Source organism: Prevotella sp. SGI.167, assembly GCF_050313615.1.
Lineage (GTDB): Bacteria > Bacteroidota > Bacteroidia > Bacteroidales > Bacteroidaceae > Prevotella.
In genome coordinates this window covers 17,177-35,331 of the sequence record NZ_JBNPLT010000007.1, presented here as the reverse complement: position 1 = coordinate 35,331, position 18,155 = coordinate 17,177, and the positions used below count along the sequence as shown (strand labels likewise).

The window sequence follows — 18,155 nt, the reverse complement described above, 5'->3', positions numbered from 1 at the left end:
TATTTTTCAGCTTAAAAAATTAATCGATGATTCTTACACCACCCTTATCAGCCGAACTTACGCTCTGTGCGTATGCACGCAAAGCCTTGCTTACCACGCGATTACGCTTCAGAGGCTGCTGAGGGCGAGCTGCCAATTCCTCTTCAGAGAGCTTCACATTAATAGAACGGCTAGGAATATCAATGACGATGATATCACCATCCTTAATCTTACCGATGTTTCCACCGGCAGCTGCCTCTGGACTGATGTGACCAATACTTAAACCAGATGTACCACCAGAGAAACGACCATCAGTAATAAGGGCACATTCCTTTCCGAGATGACGGCTCTTGATATAAGAGGTAGGGTAAAGCATCTCCTGCATACCTGGTCCACCCTTAGGACCTTCGTGTGTGATGACCACACAATCACCAGAGTTCACCTTACCACCAAGGATACCCTCGCAGGCATCTTCCTGAGAATCGAAGCATACTGCTGGACCCTCGAAATGCCAAAGCACAGGATCCACACCAGCAGTCTTCACAACACAACCATTCTGTGCGATATTACCAAAGAGAACAGCAAGACCACCATCCTTGGTATAAGCATGTTCGAGATCACGGATACAACCATTCTCTCTATCTGTATCAAGACTTTCCCACTGTGCATCCTGACTTCCCATCTGAGTAGAGAATTTTCTGCCAGGAGCAGAATGATAGATGCGGTCTGCCTCAGGATCAATCTCAGCACCAGTGATATCATACTTCTTCATCTGTTCATCGAGTGTCTTACCATCCACGCGCTTTACAGCACCATTAATCAAACCACCCTTGTTAAGTTCGTTCAGGATACCCAAGATACCACCGGCACGGTTGCATTCCTGCACACTATACTTCTGAGTATTAGGTGCCAACTTACAGAGGCAAGGCACCTTACGGCTCAATTGGTCGATATCTTCCATCTTGAAGTCAGCACCAGCTTCCTGAGCTACAGCCAAAAGATGGAGCACGGTATTGGTACTACCACCCATAGCAATATCAAGAGTCATGGCATTGAGGAATGCATCACGGGTAGCAATATTACGTGGCAATACACTCTCATCACCATCCTCATAATAAGCATAGGCATTCTTCACAACCTGACGGGCCGCAGCCTTGAAGAGTTCTATGCGGTTCTTGTGAGTAGCGAGAATAGTACCATTGCCAGGAAGACTCAAGCCGATAGCCTCAGTAAGAGAGTTCATGGAATTGGCAGTAAACATACCAGAACAACTACCGCAACCAGGGCAAGCGCACTGCTCAATCTGCTTCATCTCCTCATCACTCACGCTGGTATCAGCACCCTTAATCATAGCTGTAATCAAGTCGGCATTCTCCCCCTTCCAGCGACCGGCTTCCATCGGACCTCCAGAACAGAATACGGTAGGGATGTTCAGACGCATAGAAGCCATCAACATACCTGGAGTTACCTTATCACAGTTAGAGATGCAAATCATAGCATCAGCCTTGTGAGCATTCACCATATATTCCACAGAATCAGCAATGATATCGCGACTTGGGAGGGAATAGAGCATTCCGTCGTGACCCATAGCGATACCGTCGTCTACAGCGATGGTATTGAATTCGGCTGCATAGCAACCCATTGCCTCAATTTCCTTCTTGACAATCTGACCAATTTCATGAAGATGAGTATGACCAGGAACAAACTGTGTAAAGCTGTTCACGATAGCAATAATTGGTTTACCAAACTGCTCGTGTTTCATACCTGCAGCTACCCAAAGAGCTCGGGCACCCGCCATTCTTCTGCCTTCAGTACAGACGCTACTTCTTAATGGATGTTTCATATCTTTCTTATCTAAATTTCTATTCAATATCATAAAAAAGAGCCTTCAAAATGCTCCAGATTCTATAATTGAGTGCAAAGATACAGAGAATTTATGTAATAACCAACTAATTTCGCATAAACTTTCAAAATAACGCTATTTTTTGTTAGAAAATACAAAAAATTGCTTACGATTTATTATAGAATAGCACATTTATATAGAATTGTGCAATCAAAAATCCACGGAATACATGAAATCCTGCAATATTCATGCATTCCGCGGATACTTTTTGTTATCTGATAAAAAACTATAATTCAAAAACCTGGGCAGAACGTCCCTTAACTTCTACTACCTTGTCACCAAGACCACTGATCTGAAGCTTGAGTGTACGTGGCAATGCATTCACCACCTTGAGCCAGGTCTTACCGGTTTTAGAATCCTTTACCACGCTGGTACCTACATAACGCTTCAAGGCTGCAGACAAATTCAGTTCAGAAACAACATAGGTATCACCTGCATGCTGGCCAAACATTTTCTGCATCTTATAGCTTTCGGTAAGACGAATCTTCTCAGAGTTGTCGAAGTAAATCATGTCCGGATTCCAATTGCTGTAACCGTTCTTGCAAAGCAATGGTGCATAAGAGGTCATCTCTACCACATCGGCATTGCGCTCTACATTGCAGAGATGGATGCCCTCTGCCAAAGCCCGGTCTAACTCATTATTACCATTGGCAGCATATTCGCCCAAATAAACCTTCGGTGCCTTGCGGTCGTAGTTATCGTAGTAGTCCTGATGATTGATGAACCATCCCGGCTTCTCGTAGTAATGTTCATCCACCGCATCAATCCATTGCTTATTCTCCTTGGCAATCTTCCACCCCTCAATATAATCAGAAGATGGGTAATGGAATGGACCTACCGTACCTATAACTTCTATCTCAGGATGCTTCTCCTTCAAAGCTTTACATATCATCAAATAGCGCTTCTCGAAATCTGTTGAAATCAAATCCTCATTACCGATTCCCACCATCTTCAGATTGAAAGAAGCAGGATGACCTGCATCGGCTCTCATCTTAGCCCACTTTGATGTAGCAGGGTCGCCATTCGCCCACTCCACCAAGTCGAGCACATCCTGAACATACTGCGGCATCTCCGACATTGGGATTCCTCCCTGCTGACCACAGATTCCATCAGTATTAGGCTGAGAATTCTGACAAGGTACGCCTGCAGCTAATACAGGCAGAGGCTCTGCGCCCATATCTTCACACCACTGAAAATACTCGAAAAATCCCAGCTTACGAGTCTGATGATAATTCCATATATTGCGTGCAGGCTTACGGTCTTTCTGCGGACCTACGCTTTCCTTCCAATGATAAATATTCTCCAAGCCCTGTCCGTGAAGCATACATCCGCCTGGAAAACGGACAAAGCGTGGATTCAATTCTGCGATGGTCTCAGCTAAGTCTTTTCTCAATCCATGCCCTTTATAGGTATCTTGCGGCATCAGACTCACAAGGTCAACGGCCACCTTTTCCTCACCCTTCGGGATAATGGCAAACCGGATATCCTTGCCATCACCTAAATCACCTTTATATTTGTCTGTGACGATGAGTTGGGCTTTATATTCTCCCCATTCAGTACCTTGTATCTTCATCTTAGCCTGAGCCATAGGAAGTCCTTCCTTATCGACAAGCGCCACGGTAAGCTGCTTTTTCTTTCCATCGACACATCGGGCATACAGCCCCACATTGTAAGCAGCACCACGCTTGATAGGAATACCTTCCCAACCTATATTATATATAGGAGTAGAACCCACCATGACAAAATGAGAATTATTCTTGCTCACGCCATTTTCCGTAGAAATTCGGGCAGGAGCATTCTTATCACCGGTAGAAGGCGAAAGTTCAACACCCATCCAGGCAGTAGTGGCATTCCACCCTTTTTTCTCACCATTATATTCGAAATCACCATTCTGAAGCAGCTCAGCACATAGACCACCATCGGCAGCCCTACTGATGTCTTCAAAGAAGATACCTATCAGTTTATCAGAGATACGATACGACTTCTGAGGCTTGACATGAAGCTGAGCGGTCACTTCACTACCACTTCCCAACTCAGTACCCTTTTCCTTCAGATATGCCTGAAGCTCAGCCTCATTGTGGGGCAACTTCCGGCTGTTCTCCCGATTCTCTTCAGCGAGAGCCTTATGCCAGGAACGGATATAATCAAGATGAACAGCCGGAATCTCAAAGTCGTTGCCTTCATATCGTTTTCCATTGATGGTTGCAGTATCCCGCTGCCAGAGAATATCATCTGCAGCAGCTTCGAGCGAATCCTCCTCAAAAGTACGGAAATTCCTATCGGCATGAACATATCGTTTCCCCTTAGCAGTCTTCAGATAGATATCAAAAGTACCATCATCCATCTGATAAGCAGCTACATCCGTGATACCCTTCTCTTTCATGATAGGATAATCCTGTGGACGCCAAGTAACCAGATCTTCCGAATATGCTACAGCAAATTGAGGCGAACGGCTATTGACGCTCCAAAGTGCACGCCAGGTTCCATCATTTGCCTTCATCACAAAAGGACGATACATTTTCTTCTCGCTCCCCCATGGGCCAAAATCACTGGCGCATAACTGTCCTACATCTACCCAGCGCTCATCATCTGTGAAATAAGCAAGATGCAGTCCCTGATTCTCAGTTGGTGAATATATGAAAACTTGACATGTTGAGTCCTTGCCTACTATAGAATAAGCAGGATTATCATTGATTGGATTCTGCGCAACAGATTGCATCGAGGCAAGCAAAACCGCAGAAAAAAGCAAATACTTTGTTTTCTTCATTTTTTGTTATTAATTATTTTTGCATGCAAAAAAGGCAGGATACATTCCTGCGCCCTGCCTCATAAAATCGAGATATTTACTAATCCAATATCTTATCAATAATTGATTATTGGTAATATTCCTTCTTGCCGGCAGCGAGCGTATTCTTCATCAAAGAACAAATCGTCATCGGTCCTACGCCACCTGGTACAGGAGTAATGAACGAACATTTCTCTGCCACCTCATCAAATTTCACATCACCATTCAAGCGGAAACCGCTCTTACGTGTAGCATCAGGCACACGAGTTGTACCCACATCTATCACAACAGCTCCTGGCTTGACCATATCTGCCGTAACAAAATCCGGTCTGCCAATAGCAGCAATAATGATATCAGCCTCAAGGCACTCCTCTTTCAAATGAGCTGAATGAGAGTGACATACAGTAACTGTAGAATCACCATATTGCTTCTGCATCATCAACTGAGCCATTGGTTTGCCCACGATGTTGCTTCTGCCTAGGATGACACACTTCTTGCCACTTGTTTCTATCTGATAATGCTGCAGCAAAGTGAGAATGCCAAGTGGCGTAGCAGAGATAAAGCAAGGCAAACCAATAGCCATTCTTCCCACATTGACCGGATGGAAACCATCCACATCCTTGCGGTAATCTATTGCCATCGTAACCTTCTGCTCATCAATGTGCTTAGGCAGAGGCAACTGCACGATGAAACCATCAACGTCGTCATCATGATTCAGGTTGTCTACACAAGCCAGCAACTCCTCCTCAGTTACATCTTCTTCATAGCGGATAAGGGTCGACTTAAATCCACATTTTTCACACGCCAAGACCTTGTTCTTCACATAGGTCTCGCTACCTCCGTCATGGCCCACAAGAATTGCAGCCAGATGTGGCTGCTTTCCTCCGTTAGCCACAATCTGGGCTACCTCCTGGGCTATCTGTTCTTTAATGGCGGCTGCTGTCGCCTTTCCGTCTATTAGTAGCATTTGAAATTATGATTATGATTGTACTTACTCTTACATTCCTGGCATCTTAGGCATACCTGGCATACCCTTCATACGGCTCATCATCTGAGCCATCTTGTTGCCTGTCATCATCTGCATCATCTTGCGAGTCTGATCGAACTGCTTGATAAGCTTGTTCACTTCCTGGATATTAGTACCCGAACCCTTTGCAATACGCTGACGACGAGAGGTATTGAGGATAGCTGGATTGGTACGCTCCTTAGGAGTCATACTCAGAATGATAGCCTCGATGCCCTTGAAAGCATCTTCAGGAATATCAACATCGCGGATAGCCTTGCCCACACCAGGAATCATGGCTGCCAAGTCCTTGATGTTACCCATCTTCTTGATCTGCTGAATCTGATTGTAGAAGTCGTTGAAATCAAACTGATTCTTGCGAATCTTCTTCTCCAACTTCTTTGCCTCTTCCAAGTCGAATTGCTCCTGCGCACGCTCTACGAGAGATACAACGTCACCCATTCCGAGAATACGGTCTGCCATACGGGCAGGATGGAACACATCAATAGCCTCCATCTTCTCACCGGTACCGATAAACTTGATAGGCTTGGTAACTACTGTACGGATACTGAGGGCAGCACCACCACGGGTATCACCATCAAGCTTGGTCAATACAACACCATTGAAATCAAGACGGTCATTAAACTCCTTGGCTGTATTGACAGCATCCTGACCAGTCATTGAGTCAACGACAAAGAGAGTTTCATCAGGATGAAGATGATTCTTGAGATTACTGATCTCATTCATCATCTGCTCATCGATGGCAAGACGACCGGCAGTATCGACGATAACCACGTCATTGCCATTGGTCTTTGCCTGCTGGATAGCATGGTCGGCAATAATACATACATCCTTATTATCAGACTCACTATATACAGGAACACCAACCTGTTCACCCACAACATGGAGCTGCTGGATAGCAGCAGGACGGTAAACGTCGCAGGCAACGAGCAATGGCTTCTTACCTTTCTTTGTCTTAAGCATATTGGCAAGCTTGCCGCTGAATGTAGTTTTACCAGAACCCTGAAGACCGCTCATGAGGATGATGGCAGGATGACCTTCGAGCTTCAATGGAGCCTCTTCTCCACCCATGAGTTCTGCAAGTTCATCATGAACCAGCTTCACCATCAACTGACCAGGCTTCACTGCTGTCAACACATTCATACCGAGCGCCTTTTCCTTCACCTTGTTGGTAAATTCCTTTGCCACTTTATAGTTGACATCGGCATCGAGGAGTGCGCGGCGCACATCCTTCATAGTCTCAGCTACATTGATTTCGGTAATCTTACCTTCACCCTTCAAGATTTTGAAGGAACGTTCTAATCTATCACTTAAATTTTCAAACATGTTCTTAATTGTACTTTTTTATTTCGGGCACAAAGTTACGAACTTTTTCCGAGAAAGCCAACTCAATCTCAATTATTTTTCATTTTCTTGCTCTTTTGCATCATTTTGAACATTTGGAAGCATTTTCTCTGATGATTCCTGCTTGGTCTCATCCTGCTTTTCCAAAGTTTCTTTCTTGTTAGCGCTCAGATTGATAGGATTATTCAGTTCATACTTCTTTCCCGTAGCTTTTTCGTAGGCATTGATGAGCGGATCCTTGTTTTCCATCTTCGAGAACACCTTCCTGGCCTCCTTCAGATGTTTCTGGTCGCGACGCCCCTGACTGTCCATCATGTTGCCCAGGTCGAAGCCTACCAGACGGGTATGTCCCAGTGCGGCATTTCTGCCTGCCTCCACAGCTTCCTGGCAGGCCTGGCTCTTCACCTTGCCGACGTTTTCCTGGTTCTTGCCCCAAACGGTTACCTCACCCAACTGCTTGGCTTCCGGTAAGAGAAACACTGTATCAGGCAATTCCTTGTATCGAATAGTTGCCTTCACATAACCAGGTTTAGATACTGTTGCAGAGTCAAACTGGTAGCGCATCGTCCAATAGCCCCGATAATCGGTTCTCGCCCAATGATTGTTGTTGGTATGGATAAGTGCTTCACGGATAGGCACATGATCTTCTGCCGATGCGATGACACATGTCTTCTGCGCATAGGCAACCTGCCCTATCATAGCAAGCAATACTACAAAAATCAATATCATTCGTTTCATGTTTATTTCCTCAGTTTTTATCTTTTCATTGTTCGTAGCAAATATCTTTGCTTTATGTTGTTCTTTTAAATACAAAAGTAATGATAAAATCTGATACTCCTTAGATTTCCTTAAGAAGTTTAAGTTCATTTAAAGAGTAAATCCTCTTTTTTTTATTTTCGTAACAGATTTCTGAACATCTGAAGCTGAACTTATCGGTTTTACATCTTTGATATACAGCGCGAGCAAGAAAGAATATAAAGAAATGATATATAAATAGTTACACTATATATTTAACACATATTTAACGCAGTTTTTTTTCAGTATTCAGCATTCAGAGTTCAGATTTGCAAAAAACGCCCTGCGGTTACTGTCGAGGACTAAGTATGATACTTTCATCCCATAAGTATGTCACTTTCATCCCATAAGTATGTCACTTTCACCTCATAAGTATGATACTTATACTTCAAAAGCAGCATGGAGATAAGAAGTAATACCAAACAGGAAGCGTCCTGCTCTTTTTTCTCGGTGAACCATAATCTAAGTGTGAGAAAGTATGAGGAAGTATGAAGTAGCGTTTTCAGATTTCGTATCTTTGCAGCGTCATTCAAAGAGAATGATATTCCTATCCCAACGGGGAGGGAAGTAATGCTAGCAAATTGATGAGAACTATAAAAAATATAGGGACATCTCAGTCTCTATCAAAGAAACAAAGGTGCCCCTATAAAATATACCAGAGTCGCCAGTCTGCAAATAAGGGATTTATTCTGCAATACCCTGCTTCTCAATACGCTTAGCCTCTTCAAGCAACTTGATGGCATCCACATACTGAGCGATACCCTGTGCCACTTCCTTGGCTGCTTTCATTGCCAAGACAACAGTCTGAGGACGGTGGACCACATCACCTCCGGCAAAAACACCGCGACGGGTTGTCATACCGAAAGGACGCTCCACCACCTTTACGTATCCCTTCTCATCTACCTCTATACCCTCAGTAGTAGACACAATACGGTTGGCAGGTCTCGAACCAATGGCCAGATAAATACGATCGAACTTTTCAACTCTTTCGCCCTCAGGAGTATTCAATACACAACTTCCAAGACGGCCATTTTTACCTTTGAGGAAAGCTTCAACGGTGGTCTTCCACTCAAATTTCACCCCTTCCTTGAGCGCTTCCTCATACTCACTTTTGATGGCAGGCATCTCTTCCTGCGTCTTACGATAAAGCACGGTTACATCAGCACCGAGACGAATGGCAGTACGAGCAGCATCCATAGCCACATTACCACCACCAATCACACCAACCCTTTCTCCATCACGCAAAGGCACCATATCACGAGTCAAAGCTCCTTCGTTATAGGCATTTACATTGTGCAGGAAATATGTACTCTGGCTGACACCGTGAAGGTTTGAACCTGGAGTGGAATCCATATTTTGAGGTACACTGGTACCTGTTCCCATAAAGATGGCATCATAGCCTGCACGGAAAAGACTGTCTATCGTAACATTGTTCTCACCTACCATACAGTTGGTAATAAACTGAACACCCAATGCCTCAATCTTACTGATCTCATCACGTACAACGCTCTTAGGCAAACGATACTCAGGAATACCATACATCAAGACTCCTCCCGGCTCTGCCTGTCCCTCAAAAATAGTAACATTAAAACCCTGACGAGCCAAATCGCCCGCAACAGTCAAACCTGCAGGACCAGAACCAATGACAGCTATACGACCACGGGTCTTCTGTGGCAAGCGTTCACGGGAAAGTTTCATCTTCGTATCAAAATCAGCAACAAACTGTTCCAGTTTTCCTATCTGTACAGGCTTACCCTTCTTTCCCAGCACACAATGACCTTGGCACTGCTTCTCATGAGGGCATACACGTCCGCAGATAGCAGGCAGATTTGTTTTTGCATTGAGGATACTCATTGCAGCACCCATGTTACCCATAGAGAGTTCATGCACAAAGTCAGGAATGTCGTTTTCAATAGGACATCCCTTCTTACACTGCGGAATCTTGCAGTGAAGGCAACGTTTGGCTTCCTCTATCGCCTCACGGGTAGAGAAGCCCTCGTTTACAACCTGAAAAGCGGCAGAGGTATCAACCTGAGTTTGCTGCTCATTCATATCTATTCCTTTCTGACTTGTCTGTTCGTCCATTACTACTCTTCTTTAATGTTTTACAATCTTTTTTTTTTAAAAAGAGAGTCCAATATTCCCATACAAGACTCCCTATAAGACTTATTATAATTAACTATTATGATTTCTTGATTTCAATATCTTCCTTCACATGATTTCTAATCTTTGTGAGGAATACCTTCATGCGTTTGGCATCCTTATGATCGATGATATCAATCAATTCAGCGAGCTCCTCGCGAATCTGTGCTACCTGACCACTAGTATATGGGTTGAAGAGAATTTCCTGCAACAGATAATCATCCTCGTTCAATACCCCCTTGGCAATCTGCATGTGACGCTTGAAGGTTGTACCAGGTGCATCCTGATGTTTCATAACCGCAGCAAATACGAAAGTACTTACAAAAGGAATACTCAACGAATAAGCCACCGTCTGGTCATGCTCATCAAAAGTATATTCATGAAGACTCAATCCCAACTTCTGATACAGATCCTTAAAGAAGATTTTACCCATATAGTCACCCTCTTTGATAATAACGGCATTCTCTTCAGAAAGCTGATTCAAATTGGCGAAAGTAGGACCAAACATCGGGTGCGTACTCACAAATCGGAAACCACTCTTTTCATAGAATTCCTGCAAACCAGTCTTTACAGATGCAATATCCGAAATGATACAGTCGTGAGAGAGATGTGGCAACACCTCTTCAAAGGCAGAAAGAGTGTATCTTACCGTCACAGCATTGATGACAAGCTCAGGACGGAACATCTCTATCTCCTCCATTTTAGTAAAGCGGTAGCAGTTATATGTGAAACGCAGACGCTTGGCATCCTTCTCGAAAACTGCCACCTCGTGATCAAAGCTGAGCAGGTCGATGAAGAAACTTCCCATCTTTCCTGCTCCCATGATTAATATTCTCATATTTTTCAAGTGAAGAGTGAAGAGTGATGAACAAAGAATTCTACAGCATCATTTGTTTAAACGAAAAAACTACAGCAAAGAACCCAAGCCCTCAAAGCATTTGGATTCTCCACTCTTCGTTCTTCACTCTTCACTTAATTTACTTCTGATTCAAAATTTCCAACTGCTGACGAACACTCTCTTCGTGAATGTGCTCAAAAATCTGAGCAGCAAACTCAGGACTCATACCACAGAGAGAAGCCTGAGCACCTCTCTTATCCAGAATCTCATTATAACGATTAGTCTGAACGATAGTCATATTATGCTCCTTCTTGTAAGTACCAATCTCACGGCATATACGCATACGCTTAGCCAAGAGATCCATCAACTGGTTGTCACACTCATCAATCTGGCCACGCAACTGATGTAAGCCCTCAGTAGAGTAATGCTCATCACGAACAACGAGCAGACTCAAAATGTAATCCAGGATTTCTGGAGTAACCTGCTGCTTAGCATCACTCCATGCATCGTCAGGATTGCAATGGCTTTCAACGATAAGACCATCAAAACCTAAGTCCATTGCCTGCTGGCAAAGAGGAGCTATCAAATCGCGACGACCACCGATATGGCTAGGATCACAAATGATAGGCAACTGAGGCAGGCGACGATGCAATTCTATTGGAATCTGCCACATTGGAAGATTACGATAAATTTTCTTATCGAAACTTGAGAAACCACGGTGGATAGCACCAAGCTTCTTGATGCCAGCCTGATTAATACGCTGGAGAGCACCAATCCAAAGTTCGAGGTCTGGATTAACAGGATTCTTTACCAATACCGGTACATCCACGCCCTTCAAGCTATCAGCAAGAGCCTGCATGGCAAATGGGTTGGCAGATGTACGTGCACCTACCCAGAGAATGTCGATTCCATATTTCAAGGCGAGCTCTACATGCTCAGGAGTAGCCACCTCAGTAGCTGTGAACATACCAGTCTCCTCCTTTACCTGCTTCATCCAAGGTAAAGCAACCTCGCCATTTCCCTCGAAACCTCCTGGTTTGGTACGTGGCTTCCAAACACCTGCGCGGAACATGTGGCAACCCTTAGCTGCCAACTGTTTTGCGGTAGTCATCACTTGCTCTTCTGTCTCTGCAGAGCATGGACCTGCAATGATACAAGGGCGTTCCTGGTCACTAGGAAAATTCAATGGTTCTAATTCTAATTCCATAGTCGTATATTTTTATGTTCTTATGATTCAAATACTTTTTTAATTCTTTCCAATGCCTCCTTCATTTTTTCATCCTTGGCACAGAGGCTGATACGGATATATCGCTTGCCATTACTTCCGAAGATAAATCCTGGTGTGATAAACACACGAGCCTCATGGAGAATCTTCTCAGTGAGATCTTCGACCTCTGTGTACTTCTCGGGTATCTTACCCCAGAGGAACATTCCCACCTGATTAGGATCAAATTTGCAATCGAGCACCTTCATGATTTCTTCTGCAATATCACGGCGACGGCGATAATTAGCAATATTATTCTCACGATGCCACTCATCAGTATTATTGAGCATAGCTTCAGCTGCAGCAAGTTGGATACCACGGAAGGATCCGTTATCGATATTGCTCTTCACTTTCAGAATCCAAGAAATAAATGTCTTATTGCTCGAAATCATCGCCACACGCCAGCCTGGCATGTTGTGGCTCTTGCTCAGGGAATTGAACTCGATGCAGCAGTCCTTGGCTCCCGGCACCTGCATGATGCTCATTGGGTGCTCGTTGAGGATGAGCGAATATGGGTTGTCGTTCACCACCACGATGTTGTGCTTCTGGGCGAATGCCACCAGCTTTTCGTAGGTTTCGCGCTTCGCCACACCGCCTGTCGGCATGTTAGGATAGTTGGTCCACATCAGCTTTACGTGGCTCAGGTCCATCTTCTCCAGGGCATCGAAATCGGGCTGCCATCCGTTGTCCTCTCTCAGGTCGTAATAGGTAATCTTGGTTCCAAGAATCTTGTTGATGGCTGTATAGGTAGGATAACCTGGATTAGGAATGAGCACTTCATCACCAGGATTGCAGAATGCAAGCGTTACGTGCAGAATACCCTCTTTGCTACCGATAAGCGGCTGGATTTCCGTAGCCCAGTCAAGGTCTACATCATACCAACGCTTATAAAATCCAGCCATAGCCTTACGCAATTCCGGTATGCCCACTGTAGGCTGATAACCATGTGCGTTAGGATTATTGGCTACCTCGCAGAGCTTATCGATAGTCTGCTTAGAAGGCGGCATATCTGGACTTCCAATGGCAAGGCTGATAATGTCCATGCCCTCGGCATTTAACTTAGCCACTTCCTTCAGCTTGCGACTGAAGTAGTATTCCTGTATTTCCGTTACTCTATTGGCTGGTTGTATCATAATTCTTATTTTTAATTCTTAACTGTCAACTATTAACTATTCATTTCAATCTATTCCTTCTCCTCGTATTCACCAAGGACCTTGATTTCCTTTACCAGTGGTGTGATGGCATCAATACTTTGGCGATAACGTGTCAAATTATCATAGGTAAGATCCACATAGAAGAGATATTCCCATTCATGTCCGATGTTCGGCAACGACTGAATCTTCGTCAGATTGATGTCATAGAAACTAAGAATGGTGAGTACCTTGGAGAGCGATCCTTCTGTATGAGGTAAGCTGAAGACGATACTAGCCTTGTTTGCTTTCTCGATAGGGCGAAGCAGAGCCGCCTTCTGCGGATTGCAGACCACCAGGAACCGGGTATAATTGTGCGGATTATCGTGGATTCCTTCCTGCAATACCTTCATGCCATACATGTGGGCAGCATAGGCAGAACAGATAGCAGCCCATCCATGCACCTTATGCTGAGCTATATAAGCTGCAGAACCGGCTGTATCTTCTGCTTCCACAGCCTTTAAGTCCGGATGATTGGCAAGAAACTTACCGCACTGCATCAAAGCCACAGGATGAGAATGAACTTCCTGGAGGGAACTCCAGTCATCATCAGGCAAGCAGCAGATGCTATGCTCTATATGAAGTTTATGTTCTCCCACAACAGTCGTGCCGCTCTCCCGCAACAACTCATAGTTGTGAAGCAAACTTCCCGCAATCGTATTCTCTATGGCACAGATACCAACCACGGTTGGATCGCGCTTGATATTCTCAAACACCCCTTCGAAAGTGGCGCAACATATCAGCTCTATCTGCTCACCCTCGAAATACTGATGGGCAGCGATGTCGTGGAAAGATCCCAACTCTCCTTGTATTGCTATTCTCTTCATTGCCTTGTTTCTTATCTCTAACCCAATGTTTACTTAAGAACGTTTACGAAAAACGGTCCAACTCTGTATAGAGCGGGACCGTTTCGATGATTTCAAAGAATCTAATATCCTAAGTTGAAATTTACACGCAACTTCCCGCTTTACAATCGCTTGCAAAGTAAAAGTAATAGCTAAAAAAGTATGCGTTCAACTTCTTCATTGTCTTATTATTTTAATTGTTAATATTACGACTGCAAAAGTAACACTTTTATCTGACACCACCAAACAATTTGTCACTTTTTTCTGAATTTTGCTTATATTTTCTGTTCTAAAGCATTTTTTCAGCAGATTTTTATCAGAAAAAACTGATTGCTTGCAGATTTTTAGCAGAAGAAAATAGATTCCTGCTACTCATTTCTGACGGAAACTGAGTCTAATGACAGTGTTCTCTACCTTCTGCCTTAAACTCACCTGTCAACTCTTCTATCTTTTCAGGATTCAGTTGCAGATATCGCTGCATATCCTTCTGTGCTCCTTCCTTGTCACCCATCTGCATCAACAGCCGCCCACGCTTCAGAAGATTTTCACTCAGGGCAGTCTTGTTTTCTGCATTTCCGACTTCAGCCTCAGCTATCTTCTCCTGCTCCACAATCTGTTGAGTCAGGGTAGCAATCAAGAGCACAGGATTCATCTCATTTAAATCCATATTATCCTTCTATATAATTAATGTGAAAAACTACGAGATGGCACCAATGATTTCGGTAACAGAAGCACATCCGTGTGCATCAAGCCATTCATTAATGCCATCCTTTACCTTCTTCGTAACCGCAGGATCAACAAAATTGGCAGTACCAATCTCAATAGCCGTTGCTCCACACATCAGGAATTCGATAGCATCCTTGGCATTCTGTATACCACCCAAACCAACTACAGGAATCTTCACAGCATGCGCAACATCCCAAACCATACGCAAAGCCACAGGTTTCACGCAAGGACCGCTCAAGCCGCCTGTACGAATACTCAACAAAGGCTGACGCTTCTCAATATCAACAGCCATACCCATCAAAGTATTGATAAGTGAAACAGAGTCTGCGCCCTCTGCCTCTACAGCACGGGCAATATCAGCAATATTGGTTACGTTAGGAGAAAGCTTCACGATAAGCGTCTTATGATATGCCTTTCTAACAGCTTTCACAACGCTTGCGGCACCTTCACAAGTAACACCGAATGCCATACCGCCATCTTTCACGTTTGGACAAGAGATATTCAGCTCGATAGCAGGAATCTTCTCCAGTTCATTGATGCGCGCAGCACACTCTGCATAGCTTTCAGGCGAATGCCCACTCACATTCACAATCATATTGGTATCAATATCTTTTATCTGAGGATAGATATGTTCGCAGAAATAATCTACGCCCTTATTCTGAAGTCCCACGCAATTAAGCATTCCCTGAGGTGTTTCAGCCATACGTGGATAGTCATTTCCCTCACGAGGTTCCAGAGTTGTACCTTTAACGATAATACCACCGATTTCCTCTAATGGAACAAAATCAGCAAACTCCAAGCCGTAGCCGAAAGTACCCGATGCAGTCATCACAGGATTCTTCAATTTCAAATCCTTTATATTTACACTTAAATCAGCCATAATCTTTTAATAATCATTAAAAATGTTTTTACAAAACAAAGATTTTCCGATACCGTTTCCCACTCTAATGTAAAAAGTTTCTTCACTTTTCCCACCCACCGTTAGAGCAAGAGGCAACTTCATTCTTTATTTTCCTGCTTCACTAAATATCCCAAGTGAGTTTTTTGATATTGATGACAGGACCATCCTTACAAACACACTGATTTCCTTCAGTAGTTTTCTCTACACAACAGAGGCAAGCACCAACACCGCAAGCCATCTTATTCTCCAGAGAGACCTCACATTCTACATCTGCCTTCTTTGCAAAGCGAGCCACGCTTACCATCATCGGCTTAGGACCACAAGTAGAAATCATATCAAACTTCTCATTCTCTAAAACGGAGTGATTGGTCACAAAGCCTATTTCGCCCGCAGAACCATCTTCGGTAGTAATACAAACCTTACCGATCTTAGCAAATTCATTCAGTTCAAGCAAATCTTTTGCAGAACGTGCTCCCAACAGGAACACAACCTCAGCTCCAAAATCCTTGATAAGTTTACCAAAATATAGAAGTGGAGCTACACCTACGCCACCACCAACAAGCAGAAATTTCTGACTCTTTTCAGAAGGCATTGTAAAGCCATTACCAAGAGGCAACATACAGTTGAGAGAATCACCGGCCTTCAACTGTCCGAGCTGACGAGTGCCATCTCCAACCATTGCCACAAGCAACCAAAGCTGATTATTTTCACGATCCACATAATTAATGGAGATAGGACGACGAAGCATTGTGGTAGACGAATGCTCTACCTTTACTTCTACAAATTGGCCAGGCAAAATTTCCGGCAAAGGCTTTTCATCGGTAAGCTTTATCAAAACGTGCTTATCGCTGAGCGCTTCAACAGAAACTACCTTTAGGTCGAGAACATATTTTTTCATCTTAATGCTAATTTTATATGCTTATTATATATAATATGTATATGCACGCTATTGCATTCTTTCAAACAAACCATGCACACGTGACTTCTAAATGCAAAGGTACACCAAAAATCTGACTTAACGAAAAGAAACTAAGTTTTTTTTCAGATTTTCTAACCACCCAGGACGCCTTGACGACTTCAATTATAACTTGGGCACAACCATGAGCAAGAAGTTTTTAAATCATCAAGCCGTACTTGAACCACATTCGAAAGTTCTGACTTTTACTTTTTAGGAACAAAGGTCTCCCAAGTCTGATCATCATAGAAAATACGAATCTCAGTAATCTTTCTCTGTTGTTTGTCCACATACTTTACCGCCGTTTGAGCAATATTTTTAGGTGTACGGTTTACACCTTGCATTTGAGGCTGCTCAAAAAGCGATGGGGAAGTAGGGGAGCCTGTACTACTAGCCGCACCAAAATCAAGAGTAGCTTCTACAGAAGAACCTACAGGTCTGGTGGAACTACCCATCATGCTTCCTGCTTTCGCCGCTAAGCTTTCATTCATAGGATCTAAACCATTAGCCAGCCTTTCATTTCCATCCTCCTGAGCCTCCTGACTATTATACATAGGAGGAGTACCATAGAGTATCCAATACACATTTACCTGAGGAAAACTCTTATGAATCCCATCCACAATACTGAGTGACGGATTGGTTTTTCCATTGAAAATATTACTCAATGTTGCAGGTGTGCTACCTATCAACTGAGCAAAGCTTTGCTGAGTAAGATGCTGGTCATCCATCAGCTGTTTGATTCTATCTTTCATACTCTAAAATTTTATCGTTTACTTATGTCTAATTTCTATGTTTAATTTCCGAACAGGCGTTTTTTAACGCCATTTTCGTTTGATTTTACAAAGGTAAAACAAAAAATCGAAATATCCAAACATTTGCAATAGATTTTAATTTTTTAAACTTTATCTTTATATTTGCGAATCTAAAATTCTATTCAATCTTACTTCGGTTTTTAGGTTTATATTTATAAATATCAACTTCAAAAACAAAACATTTAACAATTCATTTCTTTAATATTTTCGCCTAACTCACTGATTTATGAATCAATAACTAACACAAACCATTATTAATATAACGTTTTATACGTTATTTTCCTATTACCTAACATATTAAACTAGGTTTATAGAGTAATACAATCTCATAAACAACTGAGTTACAACAAGATACAAGATATACATTTATCACGAATATTTATACATTTATCAATATAAAACCGAAAATTCATATTTATATTTATAAACACGAATTCCTCTATAAAGAATTTAGTTTTCTAGTATTTATATTTATAAACCAAAATACAGGATTGTATTTTATAAATTCACATTAATAAACTCTCAAAACATAAACCTTAAAAAATACAAACGTCAATTATCAGGCAACTGAAAATGGTAAATTTTTCCATTTTCGTCGTATTCTAGCCCATAGGAGGGGATGAACGAAAATATGCGAGTAATGGAAGGGGTT

The 18,155-nt window shown here is 43.0% G+C and carries 14 protein-coding genes; all 14 read right to left on the bottom strand.

The features are described from left to right. Positions 1 to 19 precede the first annotated feature (19 nt). The 14 genes from ilvD to ACQRBJ_RS05310 all read right to left on the bottom strand — a co-directional run bounded on the left by ilvD (position 20) and on the right by ACQRBJ_RS05310 (position 17,443). A complete protein-coding gene (gene ilvD / locus ACQRBJ_RS05375; RefSeq protein ID WP_153123114.1) occupies positions 20 to 1,822 on the bottom strand; it encodes a dihydroxy-acid dehydratase in 1,803 nt (600 codons plus the stop codon). Positions 1,823 to 2,108: 286 nt separating this feature from the next. Beyond that, positions 2,109 to 4,649 (bottom strand): alpha-L-arabinofuranosidase C-terminal domain-containing protein, encoded by a 2,541-nt coding sequence (locus ACQRBJ_RS05370; RefSeq protein WP_445303027.1) that lies wholly within the window; start codon positions 4,647 to 4,649, stop codon positions 2,109 to 2,111. A 106-nt stretch (positions 4,650 to 4,755) separates the two neighbouring features. Beyond that, positions 4,756 to 5,634, bottom strand: a complete 879-nt coding sequence (gene folD / locus ACQRBJ_RS05365) for a bifunctional methylenetetrahydrofolate dehydrogenase/methenyltetrahydrofolate cyclohydrolase FolD (RefSeq protein ID WP_295346517.1) — start codon at positions 5,632 to 5,634, stop codon at positions 4,756 to 4,758. A gap of 30 nt (positions 5,635 to 5,664) precedes the next feature. Continuing rightward, complete coding sequence (gene ffh, locus ACQRBJ_RS05360; RefSeq protein ID WP_294970144.1) at positions 5,665 to 7,017, bottom strand: signal recognition particle protein; 1,353 nt, start codon at positions 7,015 to 7,017, stop codon at positions 5,665 to 5,667. 72 nt (positions 7,018 to 7,089) lie between these two features. Next, positions 7,090 to 7,773, bottom strand: a complete 684-nt coding sequence (locus ACQRBJ_RS05355) for a hypothetical protein (protein ID WP_294970142.1) — start codon at positions 7,771 to 7,773, stop codon at positions 7,090 to 7,092. A gap of 741 nt (positions 7,774 to 8,514) precedes the next feature. Beyond that, positions 8,515 to 9,882 (bottom strand): NAD(P)-dependent oxidoreductase, encoded by a 1,368-nt coding sequence (locus ACQRBJ_RS05350; RefSeq protein ID WP_294970163.1) that lies wholly within the window; start codon positions 9,880 to 9,882, stop codon positions 8,515 to 8,517. Positions 9,883 to 10,012: 130 nt separating this feature from the next. Further along, positions 10,013 to 10,810 carry a prephenate dehydrogenase/arogenate dehydrogenase family protein gene (locus ACQRBJ_RS05345; protein ID WP_294970139.1) on the bottom strand — a complete coding sequence of 266 codons (798 nt, stop codon included), beginning with the start codon at positions 10,808 to 10,810 and terminating at the stop codon, positions 10,013 to 10,015. A gap of 139 nt (positions 10,811 to 10,949) precedes the next feature. Continuing rightward, positions 10,950 to 12,017, bottom strand: a complete 1,068-nt coding sequence (locus ACQRBJ_RS05340; protein ID WP_294970136.1) for a bifunctional 3-deoxy-7-phosphoheptulonate synthase/chorismate mutase type II — start codon at positions 12,015 to 12,017, stop codon at positions 10,950 to 10,952. Between the two features lie 20 nt (positions 12,018 to 12,037). Continuing rightward, positions 12,038 to 13,207, bottom strand: coding sequence for a pyridoxal phosphate-dependent aminotransferase (locus tag ACQRBJ_RS05335; RefSeq protein WP_153123128.1), 1,170 nt, complete (start codon positions 13,205 to 13,207; stop codon positions 12,038 to 12,040). Positions 13,208 to 13,257: 50 nt separating this feature from the next. Beyond that, on the bottom strand, positions 13,258 to 14,091 hold the full coding sequence (locus ACQRBJ_RS05330) for a prephenate dehydratase (RefSeq protein WP_445303026.1): 834 nt from the start codon (positions 14,089 to 14,091) through the stop codon (positions 13,258 to 13,260). 412 nt (positions 14,092 to 14,503) lie between these two features. After that, positions 14,504 to 14,776, bottom strand: coding sequence for a tetratricopeptide repeat protein (locus ACQRBJ_RS05325; protein WP_294970130.1), 273 nt, complete (start codon positions 14,774 to 14,776; stop codon positions 14,504 to 14,506). Between the two features lie 30 nt (positions 14,777 to 14,806). Beyond that, complete coding sequence (locus tag ACQRBJ_RS05320) at positions 14,807 to 15,715, bottom strand: dihydroorotate dehydrogenase (protein WP_153123134.1); 909 nt, start codon at positions 15,713 to 15,715, stop codon at positions 14,807 to 14,809. A gap of 142 nt (positions 15,716 to 15,857) precedes the next feature. Next, on the bottom strand, positions 15,858 to 16,634 hold the full coding sequence (locus ACQRBJ_RS05315; RefSeq protein ID WP_295346522.1) for a dihydroorotate dehydrogenase electron transfer subunit: 777 nt from the start codon (positions 16,632 to 16,634) through the stop codon (positions 15,858 to 15,860). A gap of 263 nt (positions 16,635 to 16,897) precedes the next feature. Next, positions 16,898 to 17,443: a helix-turn-helix domain-containing protein gene (locus ACQRBJ_RS05310; RefSeq protein ID WP_445303025.1), complete on the bottom strand. Its 546-nt coding sequence runs from the start codon at positions 17,441 to 17,443 to the stop codon at positions 16,898 to 16,900. Positions 17,444 to 18,155 lie beyond the last annotated feature (712 nt).

Excerpts from the sequence above, each read along its gene's own strand:
- ilvD (WP_153123114.1), bottom strand. The coding sequence starts at position 1,822 with ATGAAACATCCATTAAGAAGTAGCGTCTGTACTGAAGGCAGAAGAATG.
- ACQRBJ_RS05370 (WP_445303027.1), bottom strand. The coding sequence starts at position 4,649 with ATGAAGAAAACAAAGTATTTGCTTTTTTCTGCGGTTTTGCTTGCCTCG.
- folD (WP_295346517.1), bottom strand. The coding sequence starts at position 5,634 with ATGCTACTAATAGACGGAAAGGCGACAGCAGCCGCCATTAAAGAACAG.
- ffh (WP_294970144.1), bottom strand. The coding sequence starts at position 7,017 with ATGTTTGAAAATTTAAGTGATAGATTAGAACGTTCCTTCAAAATCTTG.
- ACQRBJ_RS05355 (WP_294970142.1), bottom strand. The coding sequence starts at position 7,773 with ATGAAACGAATGATATTGATTTTTGTAGTATTGCTTGCTATGATAGGG.
- ACQRBJ_RS05350 (WP_294970163.1), bottom strand. The coding sequence starts at position 9,882 with ATGAATGAGCAGCAAACTCAGGTTGATACCTCTGCCGCTTTTCAGGTT.
- ACQRBJ_RS05345 (WP_294970139.1), bottom strand. The coding sequence starts at position 10,810 with ATGAGAATATTAATCATGGGAGCAGGAAAGATGGGAAGTTTCTTCATC.
- ACQRBJ_RS05340 (WP_294970136.1), bottom strand. The coding sequence starts at position 12,017 with ATGGAATTAGAATTAGAACCATTGAATTTTCCTAGTGACCAGGAACGC.
- ACQRBJ_RS05335 (WP_153123128.1), bottom strand. The coding sequence starts at position 13,207 with ATGATACAACCAGCCAATAGAGTAACGGAAATACAGGAATACTACTTC.
- ACQRBJ_RS05330 (WP_445303026.1), bottom strand. The coding sequence starts at position 14,091 with ATGAAGAGAATAGCAATACAAGGAGAGTTGGGATCTTTCCACGACATC.
- ACQRBJ_RS05325 (WP_294970130.1), bottom strand. The coding sequence starts at position 14,776 with ATGGATTTAAATGAGATGAATCCTGTGCTCTTGATTGCTACCCTGACT.
- ACQRBJ_RS05320 (WP_153123134.1), bottom strand. The coding sequence starts at position 15,715 with ATGGCTGATTTAAGTGTAAATATAAAGGATTTGAAATTGAAGAATCCT.
- ACQRBJ_RS05315 (WP_295346522.1), bottom strand. The coding sequence starts at position 16,634 with ATGAAAAAATATGTTCTCGACCTAAAGGTAGTTTCTGTTGAAGCGCTC.
- ACQRBJ_RS05310 (WP_445303025.1), bottom strand. The coding sequence starts at position 17,443 with ATGAAAGATAGAATCAAACAGCTGATGGATGACCAGCATCTTACTCAG.